A 15,914-nucleotide genomic window follows, 5' to 3' on the forward strand; every position below is an offset into this window, starting at 1 on the left:
AGCCGCCATGAACAGCAAAATCGTGCCGGGAGATAGAGAAACTCCTAAAAAAAAGGTTCCAAGCAAACTTTTTATTGCTTGGAACCTTTTTATTTACTATTTTTGGCTAGTTATGTCCCAGCCCCTTTTTTCATTTATTGGCTAGTCTACAATCACTCTAAGGCGCAATCATCATATTCTATAGAGAGAAAATGATGTTTGGAGGTTAGTAGCAATAATGGAGCAACTCATTGCTGTAATTGGCGGTGATGCTCGCTACCTGGAATTAATCCGCCAGCTGCAAGCATTACCAAAAGTAACAATTGTTTTAATCGGGTTTGATAAATTGGAACAAAGCTTTACAGGATTAAAACAGAGCGATCTATCGGAGATTCACCCCGCTGATCTGGATGTAATTATTTTACCAATTACCGGAACTGATGAGTTAGGTAATGTAGAAACCGTCTTTTCCGATCAGCCGCTCCAATTGACAGAAGAATGGTTTAAAAATCTAAAGGAATCCGCAATTATGTTTACTGGAATAGCAAATGATTTTCTAAAGGAACAGGCTGAAAATAATAGAATTGAACTTGTACCGCTTCTTAACCGGGATGATGTCGCAATTTATAACTCGATACCTACTGCTGAAGGTACAATTATGATGGCAATTGAGCATACGGATTATACGATTCATTCATCCAATGTCATTGTAACTGGATTTGGCCGTGTTGGTCATACGATTGCTAATAAATTCTCAAGTCTTGGTGCAAAGGTAAGTGTAGCTTCAAGGGATTTAAGTGACCTTGCCCGCATAACAGAGATGAACCTTCAGGCGATTCCCCTTGAGCAACTGCCAGACCATCTTGACCAATGTGATCTTTTAATCAATACGATACCTGCACTTGTTATTAAGCGTGAAGCTATTGAAAAGTTACCTGCCCATACGGTTATTATCGACCTTGCTTCGAAACCGGGTGGAACGGACTTTGAATTTGCTGAGAAGCGCGGAATTAAAGCAATTCTAGCCAAAAGTCTCCCTGGTGTCGTTGCTCCGAAGACTTCTGGCAAAATTTTAGCGAATGTGATTATGCAAGTGATAGAAGGAAGGAGATAAACATGTCACTTTCTGGAAAGAAAATCGGTTTCGGTATTACTGGTTCGCATCATTCCCATGTTTTCGTATTTAAAGAGCTTACTCGGCTAGTTAAAGAAGGGGCAGATGTATATCCATTCATTACAGACGCTGTCAAGCATACCGATACTGTTCACGGTAAAGCAGTGGATAAGATTAAAAAAATCGAGGAAATCACTGGTAAGACAGTTGTTTCAACCATCGTGGAAGCCGAACCATTCGGTCCGAAAATCCCATTAGACTGTATGGTCATTGCACCATTAACAGGAAACTCCTTGAGTAAACTGGCGAATGCAGTTACGGATAACGCGGTCTTGATGGCTGCAAAAGCAACGCTACGTAATGATTCTCCCGTTGTTTTAGGAGTGTCGACAAATGATGCCCTCGGATTAAATGGAGTTAACTTAATGCGCTTAATGGCGACTAAAAATATATTCTTTATTCCCTTTGGCCAGGATGATCCATTTAATAAACCAAATTCCCTCGTTGCCGATTGGCCGTCCCTCCATGAAACGCTCCAATTCGCATTGACTAAAAATCAACTTCAACCAATTCTCATTTCGTATAACTAGAATTATATGATATAATATGACGCTAACAGTACAAATATTTAGAGTAATCGAAGGGAGTAACGAGAAATGGCAGAAAAAAATGCTTACAATATAGCCGTAGTCGGTGCAACAGGGGCTGTAGGGAAGAAAATATTACAAATATTAGAAGAAAAAGATTTTCCGATTAATGAATTAAAAGTATTAGCTTCAAAACGATCTGCGGGTAAAACAATCGAATTTAAAGGAGAAGAGAAGACGATTGAAGAAGCAACTCCGGAAAGTTTTAATGGAGTTGATATTGCCCTCTTCTCCGCAGGTGGATCCGTAACGAAAGCATTAGCAAATGAAGCGGTAGAGCGCGGTGCAGTCGTCATAGACAATACAAGTGCATTTCGGATGACTGAAGGTGTGCCCTTAGTTGTACCGGAAGTGAACAAAGAAGACATTAAGGATCATAAAGGGATTATTGCTAACCCGAATTGTTCAACAATTCAAATGGTTGCTGCATTAAGCCCGATTAAAGAAATGTTTGGTCTTTCAAGAATAATTGTTTCAACTTACCAAGCCGTTTCCGGTGCCGGTGATCATGCGATTAACGAACTGGAAAAGCAAACAGAACAATATATAAATGGCAAAGAGATGGAAGCGAACGTACTTCCAGTAGGATCTGAGGAAAAGCACTATCCAATTGCTTTTAACGCGTTGCCACAGATTGATGTCTTTTCCGATGGAGGATACACACAGGAAGAGTGGAAGATGATTAATGAGTCGAAGAAAATTCTTCATGATCAGGAATTATCAGTTGCGGCAACCTGTGTCCGTCTACCGGTATTCACATCCCATGCGGAAAGTGTATATATTGAAGTTGATAAAGATGATGTGACGGTAGAGGATCTTTGGAAAGTACTCGAATCAGCTCCAGGAATTGTCCTGCAGGATGAGCCTTCTAAACAAGTCTATCCGACCCCGTTATCATCAGCTGATAAAGATGAAGTATTTGTAGGTCGTGTGCGGAAAGATCCGGATAAGGCAAATGGTTTCCATTTATGGATTGTCTCCGATAATCTAGTAAAAGGCGCGGCTTTAAATACTGTTCAAATCGCTCAATCTGTCGTTGATAATAACTGGTTATAAAGTGAAACTTCATTCAGTGGGGAATTCGTTACCTCCCCACTGAATGTTAGTTGAACCGAATCAGGGATTTACGGACTGTTTATCCCCAACTTCACACTGTTGGGCTTCCCTCATGTTTCAAGGTGGGGATATTACAGACCGTTAATACGTGATAGAAAGAAGTTAAAAAAGAAAAATAAACAAAGCGGCTATTAATTACATCTTTAAACATCTACAGAAGAGTAATAGTAGCTGCTTTTATTTCATTGGAAAGAGAGGTGAAGAAATGCAACTTCTCGTGCAGAAATTTGGCGGCACTTCATTACAGACGGAAAACACCCGAAAACATGTGCTTTACCACGTTAAAAAAGCAATTGATGCGGATTATAAAGTTATCGTTGTCGTTTCCGCCCTCGGGAAAAATCCTGCACCATATGCAACTGATTCTTTGTTGCAATTGGTAAACTATCCCGAAACAAATGCTTCAGATAGGGAGCTTGACCTTTTGTTAGCCTGCGGGGAAATTATTTCAGCAGTCGTAGTCGCAAATGAACTGAAACAGGCTGGGATAAGTGCAACAGCTTTTACGGGAGCACAGGCCGGAATAATGACAACGGAAAACCATACGAATGCAAAAATTCAACATGTTAATCCAAAGCGGCTGTTTCGTGCTTTTGATACTTACGATTGTATTGTAGTGGCTGGCTTCCAAGGGGAGACAAAAAAGGGGGATGTTACAACGATTGGCAGGGGAGGAAGCGATACGACAGCAGCAGCTCTTGCTGTAGCGACGGATGCTGTCCGAGCGGAAATTTTCACAGACGTTGAGGGGATTATGACCGCTGATCCGAAGCTTGTCACATCTGCTCGTGTGCTAAAGAACTGTACGTACACCGAAACATGCAATCTCGCTTACCAAGGAGCTAAAGTCATCCATCCCCAGGCAGTTGAAATTGCAATGCGAGCGAAACTTCCACTCCATGTCCGTTCCACTTATAAACGTTACCATGGCACAATTATCTCAAGCTTAAGAGAAGATAAAAACGGATCAAAAGAAAAGAACAAACTAATAACCGGTATTGCTCATCAAGCTGATATTGCACAAGTGAAAATCAGCCGCAAAGAGAATCCGGATTATTCAATGACAGCTATTTTTAAGGCTATGGCTGCAGCTGGAATTTCTATTGATTTCATTAACATATCTCCAAACCAATTGGCATTTACCCTTCCAAATTCAACCCTTCAACAAGCAAAAGGCATTTTCAAAGAACTAAATCTTCAAGTAACACTGGCCGAACATTGCGCAAAAATCGCCGCTGTCGGCGCAGGAATGAGCGGAATACCTGGGGTAGCATCGCAAATTGTCTCTGCCTTAGTGAAGCATGATATTCAAATTTTACAAGCTGCCGACAGCCACACAACGATTTGGGTGTTGGTGCCCGAAGAGAAATTAAAACGTGCAGTAAATATCCTCCATGAAACCTTCAAATTAGATGAAGCAATCCCGAGTTATTTTTAAGGGCGGAAGACAATTATTGTCCCCGTCCTTAAATAAATAACTCAACATTCGCAGTGTAAAACAGTTATGTATTCCTTGGCTATCTGGAGGTCTGCAGTCCCGACACCTCTCGCACCTGCTGAGCGGCTGCTGAGCCTCCTCGGCAACTGTCAGTTTTATTTTCCCATTAGCATGTTCACCTTACTTTAATGGGAAAACAACTGTGGTTTATTCTCCCTTTAGGTTAGGAGCGCTTAATTAGAATGATTTGCTTTAATATTTTCAGGGTGCGAAAGTGGAGTAAATAAGAAACTATAAGTTAAAAATGCTGTGATAATTTAGTTATCCAGGGTTAGCCACGTCCGGATCCAGCGCGCCCAGCAACTAAACGAGCACTTGCACCTTTGTTTTTGGAGTGTTCAATACATGGAACGCTTCACCAATGAACATACTATATGTAATGATAAATTGGTGGAGGTTATCCGTTTATGAACAAAGATTTAAACCATGATGAGAAACAAAAGAATCCGGCAGATAGTATCGTTGAGAAAATTCAAGCACTGGGCCAAACAAATATTGCTCAAACTGGGGAATCGAATATTCATGTCCTAACAATCATCGGTCAAGTGGAAGGCCATATGCAGCTGCCACCTCAGAATAAAACGACGAAATATGAACATCTACTCCCGCAACTTGTAGCAATTGAACAGAACCCAAAAATTGAGGGGCTCATCGTTTTGTTAAACACCGTCGGCGGCGATGTGGAGGCAGGCCTTGCCTTGGCTGAAATGATTTCATCGTTATCGAAGCCAACTGTTTCTGTTGTGCTCGGTGGTGGGCATTCTATTGGCGTGCCAATTGCCGTCGCAACCGATTATTCTTTTATCGTGCCAACTGCAACGATGACGATCCATCCAGTGCGGTTAACAGGACTTGTTATTGGTGTCCCCCAAACTTTTGAATACTTGGATAAGATGCAGGATCGAGTGATACAATTTGTAATGAATCATTCAAAAATCAAAGAAGATACTTTTAAAGAATTAATGTTTGCTAAAGGGAATTTAACGAGAGATATTGGTACGAATGTGGTTGGTAAAGAGGCAGTAGCCCATGGATTGATTGATGCAGTCGGTGGAATAAAAGAAGCAATGGAAAAAATGAACGAATTTATCGGGGAAAAAGATGAGGAAGGTGAGATCTTACAATGATTTTCTATACACCGTTACAATTAGAAGAGGTATTTGCAAATCCAGAAGAAGCCCAAATGGAACGCTCCTATATTACCCACGCAGGAAAAATGTTCTATGTCGACAAGCTTCCAAGCGGAGAGTATCAGTTATCCCAATTAGTTTCAACAGAGCCGAATGATTATTTGAATGCCAATTACTCACCAGGTGCCCCCCTGCATTAACACAATGAAATTATAGATGGAAACCTTCCCTGAAATAGGAAATTACGAGATGAAGTATGCTATAATTAAATGAGTTAAACGGACAAACCCTTGCCAACAATCAGGTGAGGGTTTTATAAAACTCAACTAATATAATATGCAGTGGGTTATAAATGTTCGAGTGCGAGGTGAGAAAATGGCGAAAAAGAAACGAAAAAGAAAATCTAAGAAAAAATCAAATCTATTAAAATATGAATTATTAGGCCTATTATTTATCTTTTTAGCCATTTTTGGCAGTGGAGCAAGTGCCATTAGTGACGGAGCTATCCCTGGCTGGTTAGAATATTTCTTTCACTTTTTCCTAGGGATTTGGTATTTTGTTGCGTCCATCTTTTTATTAGTTACGGGAATTGTTTTATTAATTAAACGTAGATACCCTAATTATTTCACAAGAAAAATAGTCGGGTTTTATATTTTATTTGCTGGCGTCCTTTTATTGACACATGTCCAAACCTATGAACCAATTATACAGGGAGGGCAGAATGTTTCCGTGCTTGCTGCTACTTGGGATAATTATATTTCCTATATAAGCGGACAAGTGTCATCGAGCCGTACGGGCGGTGGGATGGTTGGAGCCATTTTATTTGCTTTTACTTATTATTTGTTTTCCTATGCCGGTGCAATTATTGTGTCCGTCTTTTCCATTATTATCGGAGTATTGTTCATTACCGAAGTTTCACTTGGTGACATTGTAGCTAAGTTTTTCACCTCTTTGAAAAAGCTTGGTAAGAATATGGGCGATAAGCTACAGACATATAAAGAGAATCGGAAGGAAAAGGATGAACCAGTTTATGCTTCCGAAGCGCAAATAGAGGATGCAACCTCGGCGCAGGAAGAACCTCTTATTAATGATTTTACGGAGATCAGCTACCGGGAAGAGAAGCCTAAAGCTGCATCAGTTACAGCTGTAGACAAGGAGGAAGACGAAGAAGAGGAAGATATAGACGAGCCGGAACTATCCCAGGCAGAAAGTGAAAATCCTGAATATATTCTTCCGCCGATTGAACTCTTAAGTGAACCAGTGAAAACGAGTCAACAATATGAAAAATCGCAAGTACAGGCAACGGTTAGGAAATTGGAGAAAACCTTCCAAAGCTTCGGAGTTAAAGCGAAAGTCACCAAAGTAAATGTAGGTCCCGCTGTAACGAAATACGAAATTTCGCCGGAAGCTGGCGTAAAAGTAAGCCGGATTGTTAGCTTACATGACGATATTGCTTTAGCCCTCGCGGCGAAAGATATTCGGATTGAAGCACCGATCCCCGGTAAATCTGCTGTGGGAATTGAGGTTCCTAATAAAGAAATAGCGATGGTTTCTTTACGTGAAGTGATGGACGATACACTTAGTGATAAGTCTTCCAAACTATTAGTTGGCCTTGGAAGAGATATATCCGGTGAAGCGATTATGACAGAACTTAGTAAAATGCCGCATTTACTGATCGCTGGGGCGACGGGGAGCGGGAAGAGTGTTTGTGTGAATGGAATCATTACAACTCTTCTCATGCGTACGAAACCCCATGAAGTAAAAATGATGATGATTGATCCAAAGAAAGTAGAATTGAATGTTTATAACGGAATACCGCATTTACTTGCGCCGGTTGTAACAGATCCGAAGAAAGCCTCCCGCGCCTTAAAGAAAGTTGTTGCAGAAATGGAGCGGAGATATGATCTGTTTTCCGATTCAGGTACTCGTAATATTCAAGGCTATAACGAATATATAAGAAAATATAATCAAACAGCAACGGAGGAAGAAACAGAAGCTGAACTGCCATATATTGTTGTTATTGTCGATGAATTGGCAGATCTAATGATGGTTGCTTCCAATGATGTGGAAGATGCAATTACACGACTTGCCCAAATGGCCCGTGCAGCTGGAATCCATCTCATCATTGCAACACAGCGACCTTCTGTAGACGTTATTACGGGAGTCATTAAAGCAAATATTCCATCCCGAATTGCTTTTAGTGTCTCTTCACAGACGGATTCCCGGACGATCCTCGATTCCGGCGGAGCGGAGAAATTATTAGGCCGCGGGGACATGCTGTTCATGCCAGTTGGCTCATCTAAACCAGTCCGTGTTCAAGGGGCATTTCTCTCTGATGAAGAAGTAGAACGTGTCGTAGATCATTGTATCGACCAGCAAAAAGCATCTTATCAAGAGGAAATGATTCCAGAAGAAACGAATGAAGTGGTGGAAGATGTGGATGATGAGCTCTATGAAGAAGCAGTGGAACTTATCATTGAACTGCAAAGCGCAAGTGTTTCTATGCTCCAGCGCCGCTTCCGCATCGGCTATACACGTGCGGCGAGGCTAATCGATGCGATGGAAGCAAGAGGCATCGTTGGACCATACGAAGGCAGCAAACCACGAACTGTCCTTGTTTCCAAAACAGAAACAGAAGAAGAAGCACCATCCGTCTAATCAAAAAACTGACTTGCCACCATACAAGTCAGTTTTTTCTTATGAAATGAAAATTGCTTCATTGGAGGTCCGCAGTCCCGATACCTCTTGCTTTCCGCGGGCGGCTGGTGAGCCTCGACGCATAGGACTTGCTAATGCAGATGTTATCGCATACGAGAGCGTTCTTAGTCTACCTCGCGGGCAGCCCGCTGCGGAGTCGGAAAGAATTTACTTCTTTCAACATAGAATCAGATTATGTAAAAAGTTTAATATGTTTTAATGGATGAACGTTTGAAAGATGTGTAGAATATTTAATAAGAGTAAAAACACAGAACATAGGAGGCTGTTTCATGAATTTGCTTGTAGAACAGACCGTTAATAAAAATGGCTACAATATTCATTTTATACCTACGAAAAAATTTAAAACATTAACCTTTGTCGTCAAACTTAAAGCACCATTAAAAAGAGAGACGATATCGAAACGAGCATTATTGCAAAACGTGCTGCGGGAAGCGACTATGAATTATCCGAGTCGGACCGAGCTCCAATTAAAACTTGATGACCTGTATGGCTCCGTTCTCTTTGTTGATGGGGCGAAGCGGGGCGAGGAGCATGTGATGAGTTTCCGTCTTGAAGTGGCAAATGAGCGCTATCTTCCGGACAAGGAAGCTGTAACAGAAGATGCTTTGCAACTGCTTGCCGAAATGATTTATGAACCGTATCTTGAGAACAACAAATTTTCTGAGGCAATCGTTAAACGGGAAAAAGCTACATTAAAACAGAGGATTCAAGCGATTCGCGATGATAAGATTCGTTATGCCAATGGCCGCCTAATCGATGAAATGTGTAAAAATGAAGCTTTTTCTATTCACGTGAATGGGTATGAAGAAGATCTTGATGCAATTACTGCTGAAGATTTATACAATTATTATCTTGAGATGCTGAAAGAGGATCGATTCGATATTTATGTCGTAGGTGATATGGACACCGAAGCGATGGAAAAAACAATCATGTCAACTTTTAAACAAGAAGAAGGATCAGCAACCGAAGCAAGTAATCGCCCGGAACCGAAACATGTAAAGGAACCGAAAGAAATTATAGAAGAAGAGCCGATTCAACAGGCAAAGCTCCATATCGGCTATCGTACGCATACGGTGTATTCTGATGAAGATTATCCTGCTCTACAAGTATTCAATGGCTTATTTGGCGGTTTCCCTAGTTCGAAACTTTTCATGAATGTGCGGGAGAAAAATAGTTTGGCTTATTATGCTTCTTCCCAGGTGGAGAGTCATAAGGGGCTTCTCTTCGTATTAAGCGGAATCGCACCGGAAGATTACGAAAAAGCACGGGATATCATCCGGGAGCAAATGACAGAAATGAAAGCAGGGAATTTTTCAGAACAGGAAATGAATGAAGCGAAGGATATGATTATCCATTCTTTACGGGAAACAATGGATAATCCTCATGGTCTTGTAGAGTTGTTTTATCAGCAACAACTTGCAGGAACAGACCGATCACTGGAGGAAATTATTGATAATATTTCCGCAGTAACAAAAGAAGATGTGATTCGTGTTGGTGAACGAATCGAGGAAGATACATTATATCTTCTCACTGCACAAGGAGGAGAAGTAAATGAATAAGAAGACATATACAGACATTGATGAAGTTATTTACTCCCAAAAGCTAGATAACGGCTTATCTGTTTTTCTCATGCCACGACCGGAAATGGAGAAAGCTTATGCAATCTTTACAACAAATTATGGCTCCATCGACCTGCGATTTGTTCCGATTGGAGAATCGGAAGCAGTAACTGTACCAGATGGGGTGGCCCATTTCCTTGAACATAAATTATTTGAGAAAGAAGATGGAGATGTATTTGCTGACTTTGGTAAGCTAGGTGCTTCTGCCAACGCATTCACTTCTTTTACGAAGACCGCTTATTTATTCGCTGCAACCAATCATATTGAGAAAAATGTGGAAATATTGCTAGACTTTGTGCAGGACCCTTATTTCACCGAACAAACAGTGGAAAAGGAAAAAGGAATCATCGCACAAGAAATCAATATGTATGATGACCAGCCGGATTGGCAGTCTTTCATGGGTACCATCCAAGCTTTGTTTAAGAATCATCCGGTAAATATTGATATTGCTGGGACGGTTGATTCCATCATGAAGATCACGAAAGATGATTTATATACGTGCTACAACACGTTTTATCATCCTGAAAACATGACCTTATTCATCATTGGAAATATTAACGCGGAATCATTGTCCCAACTAATTGAAGAAAACCAAGCAGGAAAACGCTTTGCGGATATCGCAGAAATCAAGCGAGAATTTCCAGATGAGCCGGAAGAAGTTGCAGAGAAATACAAGGAAATCAAGATGCCGGTTTCAATTCCAAAGTGTACGGTTGGAATTAAAGAGTCGAGCAGCCATTTAGATAAAGCAGCATTTTTGAAAAAAGAACTGCTTACAACGATGGTCCTAGATTATTACTTTGCAAGAGGTGGCGAGTTTTATCAAGAATTGTATAAAGACGAATTGATTGATGGAAGCTTCTCTTTTGAAACGAATTTAGAAACGAGCTTCGGCTATTCATTAATTGGCGGTAACACGGCAAGACCAGAAGATTTTGCCGCTAAAGTGAAGGAATTACTACTCTCAACAACTCATGCAGAAATAACGGACGAAGCGTTTCGTCGAATGCAGAAAAAGAAAATCGGCCAGATACTTCGCGCCATGAATTCGCTAGAGTATATTGCCAACAATTTTATCGATTATCATCGTCACGGTATTAATTTCTTTGATGTCATCCCACAAATTGAAGCGTTGACTACAGCGGATGTCAATGAGTTTCTAAAGGAATGGATTAAAGAAGACCAGCTTGCAGTTTGTACGATCAAGCAGGCTTAAATCATGCAAAATGTTTTAATCATTGGTGCAAGTGGTGATATCGGAATAGCTATTGCCAAACAGCGCGTGAAAAAAGGGGATCAATTAATTCTTCATTACCATTCCAACATTTCCGTTATTAAAAAGTTGGCGGAAGAATTTGCAAGTGATCAGGTTTTACAGATTATCCAAGCTGACCTGTCAACGGGAGAGGGGATAAATAAGCTGCTTTCGAGTCTTGTTTTTCAGGTCGACAGTATTATTTTTGCAAGCGGGAAAACAGAATTCGGCTTATTCCAGGACGTGGATGAAGATAGCTTTACCGAGATGCTCACTCTCCATGTACATGCACCACTTAAAATAACGCATGAGTTACTACCATGCATGATTAGGAATCAATTTGGCAGGCTGATCTTTATCACTTCCATCTGGGGAGAAGTAGGAGCGAGCAATGAAGTGCTCTATTCAACCGTAAAAGGGGCACAGAACAGTTTCGTGAAGGCACTTGCCAAAGAGGTAGCGGCAAGTAACGTGACAGTAAATGCAGTTAGTCCAGGATTCATCGATACGAAAATGAACGGATCTTTACTGGCGGAGGAAAGGGCTGAAATTTACGAAGCAATTCCTTTAAAGCGGGCAGGCTCTCCACATGAGGTCGCAGAAGCTGTAAGCTATGTTATGGATTGTCCGACACCATATTTAAACGGCCAGATTCTTCCGGTTACCGGGGGATGGATGATTTAGCCAACTCGTTTCCGGTGCATAAAGCAGAAGTAGATGTTGAATACTATAGGTGTATACGGTTGTAATAAAAAGGAGGCTAAATCAATGTCCATTCTCGATAATTTCGATTCATGGAAAGGATTTCTTGCTAATCGCTTGCAGCAAGCGAAATCTAGTGGGATGAAACATGAAACCATTACGAACGTCGCTCAAGAAGTGGGGGACTATCTTGCATCGAATGTAGATGCAAAGAATAAGGAAGAAGCAGTACTGAAAGAACTGTGGAATGCCGCTTCTGAGGAGGAGCAACAAGCAATTGCAAGCTCCATGGTGAGATTGGTTGAACAACAAGGAAATAATAATGGATAATTCGTTAAAGAAGCTGTATAGTTAATCTATATAGCTTCTTTTTCAATTTGTTCGCTATTTCGCTTTTCACTTTTTAAAAAATCATTTATAGTATAAATAGATTATTCATCATTTCATACAAACGCCATTCCCCGTTTGTAAAGGAGACCGGAAGATGGAAAGAACAGAATGGTATCTTGAATATGAGAATCAGATTAATCGTCCTGGTTTATTAGGGGACATTTCATCTCTGTTAGGTATGCTTTCAATTAACATTATTACGATTAATGGTCTTGAGAACTCCAGAAGATGCCTACTACTGCTTTCTGAACGGGATGAGAATATTAAAAGATTAGCTTCCATTCTGGAAACCGTTGATATTATAAAGGTTCTTAAAATCCGAAAACCAAAATTAAAAGACCGGATGGCTGTGCGTCACGGTAAATATATTCATACGGATAATGACCGAAAAACAGTGCGCTTTGTGAGAAATGAACTCGGTATTCTTGTTGATTTCATGGCAGAATTATTTAAGCAGGATGGCCATAAGCTGATCGGTGTCAGGGGAATGCCGCGGGTAGGTAAAACAGAATCGATTGTTGCAGCAAGTGTCTCTTCCAATAAACGCTGGTTGTTCGTCTCAAGTACCATGATAAAGCAAACGGTAAGAAATAAATTAATTGCCGGAGAGTATGATAAAGACAATATTTTTATTATAGATGGTGTTGTTTCAAAAAAACGGGCAAATGAAGAGCATTGGCGTCTCATTCGAGAAGTGATGCAGCTTCCTGCTGTAAAAGTTGTGGAACATCCTGACATATTTGTTCAGGCCACGGAATATACGTTAGATGATTTTGATTATATTATTGAATTAAGAAGCCACAAAGAAGAAGAAATTACATATGAATCAATTGAAAATCAAACATTTGGTTCAAATGGTGGCTTTAACATGTTTGATATTTAAGATGGAAGGTGTTAATTATGGATGTGGGTGCTAGGCTGAAGGAAGCGAGAATCGCAAAAGGCCTTTCATTGGAAAGTTTACAGGAAACAACGAAGATACAAAAGAGATATTTAGTTGCAATTGAAGAAGGAAATTTCCATCTGCTCCCTGGAAAGTTTTATGCTCGAGCTTTTATTAAAGAATATGCAACAGCAGTTGGACTCGATTCCGATGAATTGTTAAAAGAACATAAAGAAGAAATTCCAAAATCTGAAACAGAGAGCGAAATCCAATATACACGAGTTGAACGCTCAAAAGAAAATGCAGCTGAACGATCAGGAGCATTCTTTTCCGTGTTACCTAAAATTATTGTCGTCCTCCTAATTATCGGTATTATTGGGGCGGGAATTTGGTTTTATTATCAATCCTATTCACCTAACGACCCGCAGGAGATTGAAGAATCGGATGAAGTAATTATTAAGGACCCTAGTGAGAATAACCAAGACGCCTCAGGTGCAGAAGGAAACAGCGCCAAAGAAGATGGTGCAACGGATGATGCCGAGGAAGAGGAGAAGGAAGAAGATTCTACTGAAGAAGAAACAGAAGAAATAACTTTTGAAGTGGAAGAAGTCGGTACCGGATCTCCGCCTGAATCGACTGTTGCCATTACAAATCCCGGAGATAAGTTAATCTTCCAATTTGAATCCGAGTCAAGTGTTTGGCTTGATGTGAAGAACAGTGCTGGGGAAGTTTTTTACGGAGGCTTTGTTACTTCTGAAAATTCACCGGTAGAAGTAGATGTTACTGGCCAAGAATCAATCTTTTTAAATATCGGCAGCACGCCCAACTTGGATATAACAATTAATGATGTACCATATGAATATCCGGTTGACCCAACTGAAAAGGACCATCAACGCTTATGGTTCAACACTAAGTAATTATGCTTCAACCCTTCCAACCGAATGCGGAAGGGTTTTATCATTTTAATATCAAGAAAACTAAAAAAAGAAAAGCATTAGCATCAAGGAGGAAGGCTCATGAATTTACCTAATAAACTCACCCTATCTCGTATTATTCTCATCCCGATTTTTATTTTATTATTATCGCTCCCTCTCGACTTTGGAGAATGGGATATAGGTAACACTACATTGCCGGTTCACCATTTCATTGCAGCACTTATATTTATTATTGGTTCTGCAACGGACTGGGTCGATGGATATTATGCCCGTAAACATAATCTGATTACAAACCTTGGTAAGTTTCTTGATCCATTAGCTGATAAACTGCTCGTTTCTGCCGCGCTCATTATGCTGGTGGAGATGGATCTTGCAGCTGCATGGATCGTAATTGTCATTATTAGCAGGGAGTTCGCTGTAACCGGGCTGCGTTTAGTAGCTGCAGGAGAAGGTATTGTCCTTGCTGCCGGCAGTATGGGTAAATTGAAGACAGCAACGCAAATGATTGCTATTATTATCCTACTCCTTCATAATTTTCCTTTTTCTTATTTAAATTTCCCATTGGGAACAATCATGCTTTACTTAGCCTTAATCTTTACTGTGATTTCAGGTGTTGATTACTTTTACAAAAACTGGCATGTAATGAGGGATTCGAAATGAAAAAACAATACAAAGCAGAAATTCTCGCAGTAGGAACAGAGTTGTTATTAGGGCAAATCGCGAACACGAATGCACAGTGGATATCCAAGCAGTTAGCTTTATACGGTATAAATGTTTATAACCATGTCGTCGTTGGTGACAATTTGAACCGGGTTGCAGGCACGTTTAAACAGGCTCATGAACGTTCAGATATTATTATTGTCACAGGTGGATTAGGCCCAACGGAAGATGATCTGACCCGTGAAGCTTTCCAAGCTATTTGTAATATTCCAATCGTCGAACATGAGCCATCGATGAAAAAGATTGAAGATTGGTTTAAGCGAACAGGTTGGCAAATGACGCCGAATAACCGCAGGCAGGCGCGCGTGTTTGAAACAGCTACCGTTTTATTTAATAAGCAAGGGATGGCGCCTGGGATGATTGTCCAGTACGAGGAGCGAACATGGATATTTCTTCCAGGTGTTCCGCGTGAAATGAAAGCAATGTTTAAAGAAGATATTTTACCATACCTTTATAAGTTGACAGGTAAAGAGCAAATGATTCGTTCGACCATTCTAAAGTTTCTCGGGATTGGTGAATCGGCACTCGAACATGAATTACAGGATCTCATCCGTGAACAAACGAATCCGACCATCGCTCCCCTTGCAACAGATGATGGGATTATCATTCGTTTAACAGCAAAAGCTGACTCGGAAGAAGGGCTAGACGCCTTACTCACTGAAGCGAAATCCGCTGTACTCCTGAAAGTGGGAGATTATTTTGTAGCTGAGAATGATGAAACAATTGAACAAATTATTATTGAACACTTTAAAAAGAAACAACTCTCTATCGCAGCTGCGGAAAGTCTTACCGGCGGGAAATTTACCGATCGGCTCATCTCCGTATCTGGAGCAAGTGAAGTCGTACAAGGCGGTGTAGTTTGCTATAGTGAAGCGGTGAAAACGGGCGTCCTGGAAGTACCAGAGCAAGTAATAGCGGAAAAGGGTACGGTAAGTGAAGCATGCGCTCTATCTTTAGCAAGAAATGTGAGAGAGAAATTACAATCTTCAGTCGGTATCAGCTTTACAGGCGTTGCCGGTCCGAATGAAGTGGAAGGAAAGCAAGTTGGAACCGTTTATATTGGGTTATCCGTTATTGGGGAAGAGGATAAAGCATTCGGATTCCAATTCCAGGGAGACCGGAACACCATCCGAAACCGCACAGTTATGAAAGGTCTTGAATTAATTTTTAACTATGTAAAAGTGTAATTTACGTTCTATTCATGCTTT

The 15,914-nt window shown here is 40.6% G+C and carries 15 protein-coding genes; all 15 read left to right on the forward strand.

The genetic code is table 11. The features are described from left to right. Positions 1 to 217 precede the first annotated feature (217 nt). The 15 genes from dpaA to GN217_RS09465 all read left to right on the forward strand — a co-directional run bounded on the left by dpaA (position 218) and on the right by GN217_RS09465 (position 15,893). Positions 218 to 1,093, forward strand: a complete 876-nt coding sequence (gene dpaA / locus GN217_RS09395; protein ID WP_156856434.1) for a dipicolinic acid synthetase subunit A — start codon at positions 218 to 220, stop codon at positions 1,091 to 1,093. Positions 1,094 to 1,095: 2 nt separating this feature from the next. Beyond that, positions 1,096 to 1,683: a dipicolinate synthase subunit B gene (locus GN217_RS09400; protein WP_156856435.1), complete on the forward strand. Its 588-nt coding sequence runs from the start codon at positions 1,096 to 1,098 to the stop codon at positions 1,681 to 1,683. A gap of 66 nt (positions 1,684 to 1,749) precedes the next feature. Continuing rightward, positions 1,750 to 2,796 (forward strand): aspartate-semialdehyde dehydrogenase, encoded by a 1,047-nt coding sequence (locus GN217_RS09405; RefSeq protein WP_156856436.1) that lies wholly within the window; start codon positions 1,750 to 1,752, stop codon positions 2,794 to 2,796. Between the two features lie 265 nt (positions 2,797 to 3,061). Continuing rightward, positions 3,062 to 4,294: an aspartate kinase gene (gene dapG, locus GN217_RS09410; RefSeq protein ID WP_156856437.1), complete on the forward strand. Its 1,233-nt coding sequence runs from the start codon at positions 3,062 to 3,064 to the stop codon at positions 4,292 to 4,294. A 467-nt stretch (positions 4,295 to 4,761) separates the two neighbouring features. Further along, positions 4,762 to 5,481, forward strand: a complete 720-nt coding sequence (locus tag GN217_RS09415; RefSeq protein WP_156856438.1) for a ClpP family protease — start codon at positions 4,762 to 4,764, stop codon at positions 5,479 to 5,481. After that, positions 5,478 to 5,684 carry a YlzJ-like family protein gene (locus GN217_RS09420; protein WP_156856439.1) on the forward strand — a complete coding sequence of 69 codons (207 nt, stop codon included), beginning with the start codon at positions 5,478 to 5,480 and terminating at the stop codon, positions 5,682 to 5,684. The genes GN217_RS09415 and GN217_RS09420 overlap by 4 nt, the downstream gene beginning before the upstream one ends. 175 nt (positions 5,685 to 5,859) lie before the next feature. Beyond that, positions 5,860 to 8,142 carry a DNA translocase FtsK gene (locus GN217_RS09425; protein ID WP_156856440.1) on the forward strand — a complete coding sequence of 761 codons (2,283 nt, stop codon included), beginning with the start codon at positions 5,860 to 5,862 and terminating at the stop codon, positions 8,140 to 8,142. A 329-nt stretch (positions 8,143 to 8,471) separates the two neighbouring features. Next, positions 8,472 to 9,761 (forward strand): EF-P 5-aminopentanol modification-associated protein YfmF, encoded by a 1,290-nt coding sequence (gene yfmF, locus GN217_RS09430; protein ID WP_156856441.1) that lies wholly within the window; start codon positions 8,472 to 8,474, stop codon positions 9,759 to 9,761. After that, positions 9,754 to 11,037: an EF-P 5-aminopentanol modification-associated protein YfmH gene (yfmH, locus tag GN217_RS09435; protein WP_156856442.1), complete on the forward strand. Its 1,284-nt coding sequence runs from the start codon at positions 9,754 to 9,756 to the stop codon at positions 11,035 to 11,037. Before yfmF ends, yfmH begins: the two co-directional genes overlap by 8 nt. 3 nt (positions 11,038 to 11,040) lie before the next feature. Beyond that, complete coding sequence (gene ymfI, locus GN217_RS09440) at positions 11,041 to 11,760, forward strand: elongation factor P 5-aminopentanone reductase (RefSeq protein ID WP_370459757.1); 720 nt, start codon at positions 11,041 to 11,043, stop codon at positions 11,758 to 11,760. An 84-nt stretch (positions 11,761 to 11,844) separates the two neighbouring features. After that, complete coding sequence (locus tag GN217_RS09445; RefSeq protein WP_156856444.1) at positions 11,845 to 12,108, forward strand: DUF3243 domain-containing protein; 264 nt, start codon at positions 11,845 to 11,847, stop codon at positions 12,106 to 12,108. A 154-nt stretch (positions 12,109 to 12,262) separates the two neighbouring features. Then, on the forward strand, positions 12,263 to 13,051 hold the full coding sequence (locus tag GN217_RS09450) for a DUF3388 domain-containing protein (protein WP_156856445.1): 789 nt from the start codon (positions 12,263 to 12,265) through the stop codon (positions 13,049 to 13,051). 17 nt (positions 13,052 to 13,068) lie between these two features. Next, positions 13,069 to 13,968: a helix-turn-helix domain-containing protein gene (locus tag GN217_RS09455; RefSeq protein WP_156856446.1), complete on the forward strand. Its 900-nt coding sequence runs from the start codon at positions 13,069 to 13,071 to the stop codon at positions 13,966 to 13,968. 99 nt (positions 13,969 to 14,067) lie between these two features. Beyond that, positions 14,068 to 14,646 (forward strand): CDP-diacylglycerol--glycerol-3-phosphate 3-phosphatidyltransferase, encoded by a 579-nt coding sequence (pgsA, locus tag GN217_RS09460; RefSeq protein ID WP_156856447.1) that lies wholly within the window; start codon positions 14,068 to 14,070, stop codon positions 14,644 to 14,646. Beyond that, the gene (locus GN217_RS09465; RefSeq protein WP_156856448.1) at positions 14,643 to 15,893 is read left to right on the forward strand and encodes a competence/damage-inducible protein A; all 1,251 of its coding nucleotides are present in this window, start codon (positions 14,643 to 14,645) and stop codon (positions 15,891 to 15,893) included. The genes pgsA and GN217_RS09465 overlap by 4 nt, the downstream gene beginning before the upstream one ends. The last annotated feature ends 21 nt before the right edge of the window (positions 15,894 to 15,914 follow it).

The sequence above is a fragment of the Oceanobacillus sp. AG genome (assembly GCF_009746545.1).
Lineage (GTDB): Bacteria > Bacillota > Bacilli > Bacillales > Amphibacillaceae > Oceanobacillus > Oceanobacillus indicireducens.

Excerpts from the sequence above, each read along its gene's own strand:
- GN217_RS09455 (WP_156856446.1), top strand. The coding sequence starts at position 13,069 with ATGGATGTGGGTGCTAGGCTGAAGGAAGCGAGAATCGCAAAAGGCCTT.
- pgsA (WP_156856447.1), top strand. The coding sequence starts at position 14,068 with ATGAATTTACCTAATAAACTCACCCTATCTCGTATTATTCTCATCCCG.
- GN217_RS09405 (WP_156856436.1), top strand. The coding sequence starts at position 1,750 with ATGGCAGAAAAAAATGCTTACAATATAGCCGTAGTCGGTGCAACAGGG.
- dpaA (WP_156856434.1), top strand. The coding sequence starts at position 218 with ATGGAGCAACTCATTGCTGTAATTGGCGGTGATGCTCGCTACCTGGAA.
- GN217_RS09465 (WP_156856448.1), top strand. The coding sequence starts at position 14,643 with ATGAAAAAACAATACAAAGCAGAAATTCTCGCAGTAGGAACAGAGTTG.
- GN217_RS09415 (WP_156856438.1), top strand. The coding sequence starts at position 4,762 with ATGAACAAAGATTTAAACCATGATGAGAAACAAAAGAATCCGGCAGAT.
- yfmF (WP_156856441.1), top strand. The coding sequence starts at position 8,472 with ATGAATTTGCTTGTAGAACAGACCGTTAATAAAAATGGCTACAATATT.
- GN217_RS09400 (WP_156856435.1), top strand. The coding sequence starts at position 1,096 with ATGTCACTTTCTGGAAAGAAAATCGGTTTCGGTATTACTGGTTCGCAT.
- GN217_RS09445 (WP_156856444.1), top strand. The coding sequence starts at position 11,845 with ATGTCCATTCTCGATAATTTCGATTCATGGAAAGGATTTCTTGCTAAT.
- GN217_RS09450 (WP_156856445.1), top strand. The coding sequence starts at position 12,263 with ATGGAAAGAACAGAATGGTATCTTGAATATGAGAATCAGATTAATCGT.
- dapG (WP_156856437.1), top strand. The coding sequence starts at position 3,062 with ATGCAACTTCTCGTGCAGAAATTTGGCGGCACTTCATTACAGACGGAA.
- GN217_RS09420 (WP_156856439.1), top strand. The coding sequence starts at position 5,478 with ATGATTTTCTATACACCGTTACAATTAGAAGAGGTATTTGCAAATCCA.
- ymfI (WP_370459757.1), top strand. The coding sequence starts at position 11,041 with ATGCAAAATGTTTTAATCATTGGTGCAAGTGGTGATATCGGAATAGCT.
- yfmH (WP_156856442.1), top strand. The coding sequence starts at position 9,754 with ATGAATAAGAAGACATATACAGACATTGATGAAGTTATTTACTCCCAA.
- GN217_RS09425 (WP_156856440.1), top strand. The coding sequence starts at position 5,860 with ATGGCGAAAAAGAAACGAAAAAGAAAATCTAAGAAAAAATCAAATCTA.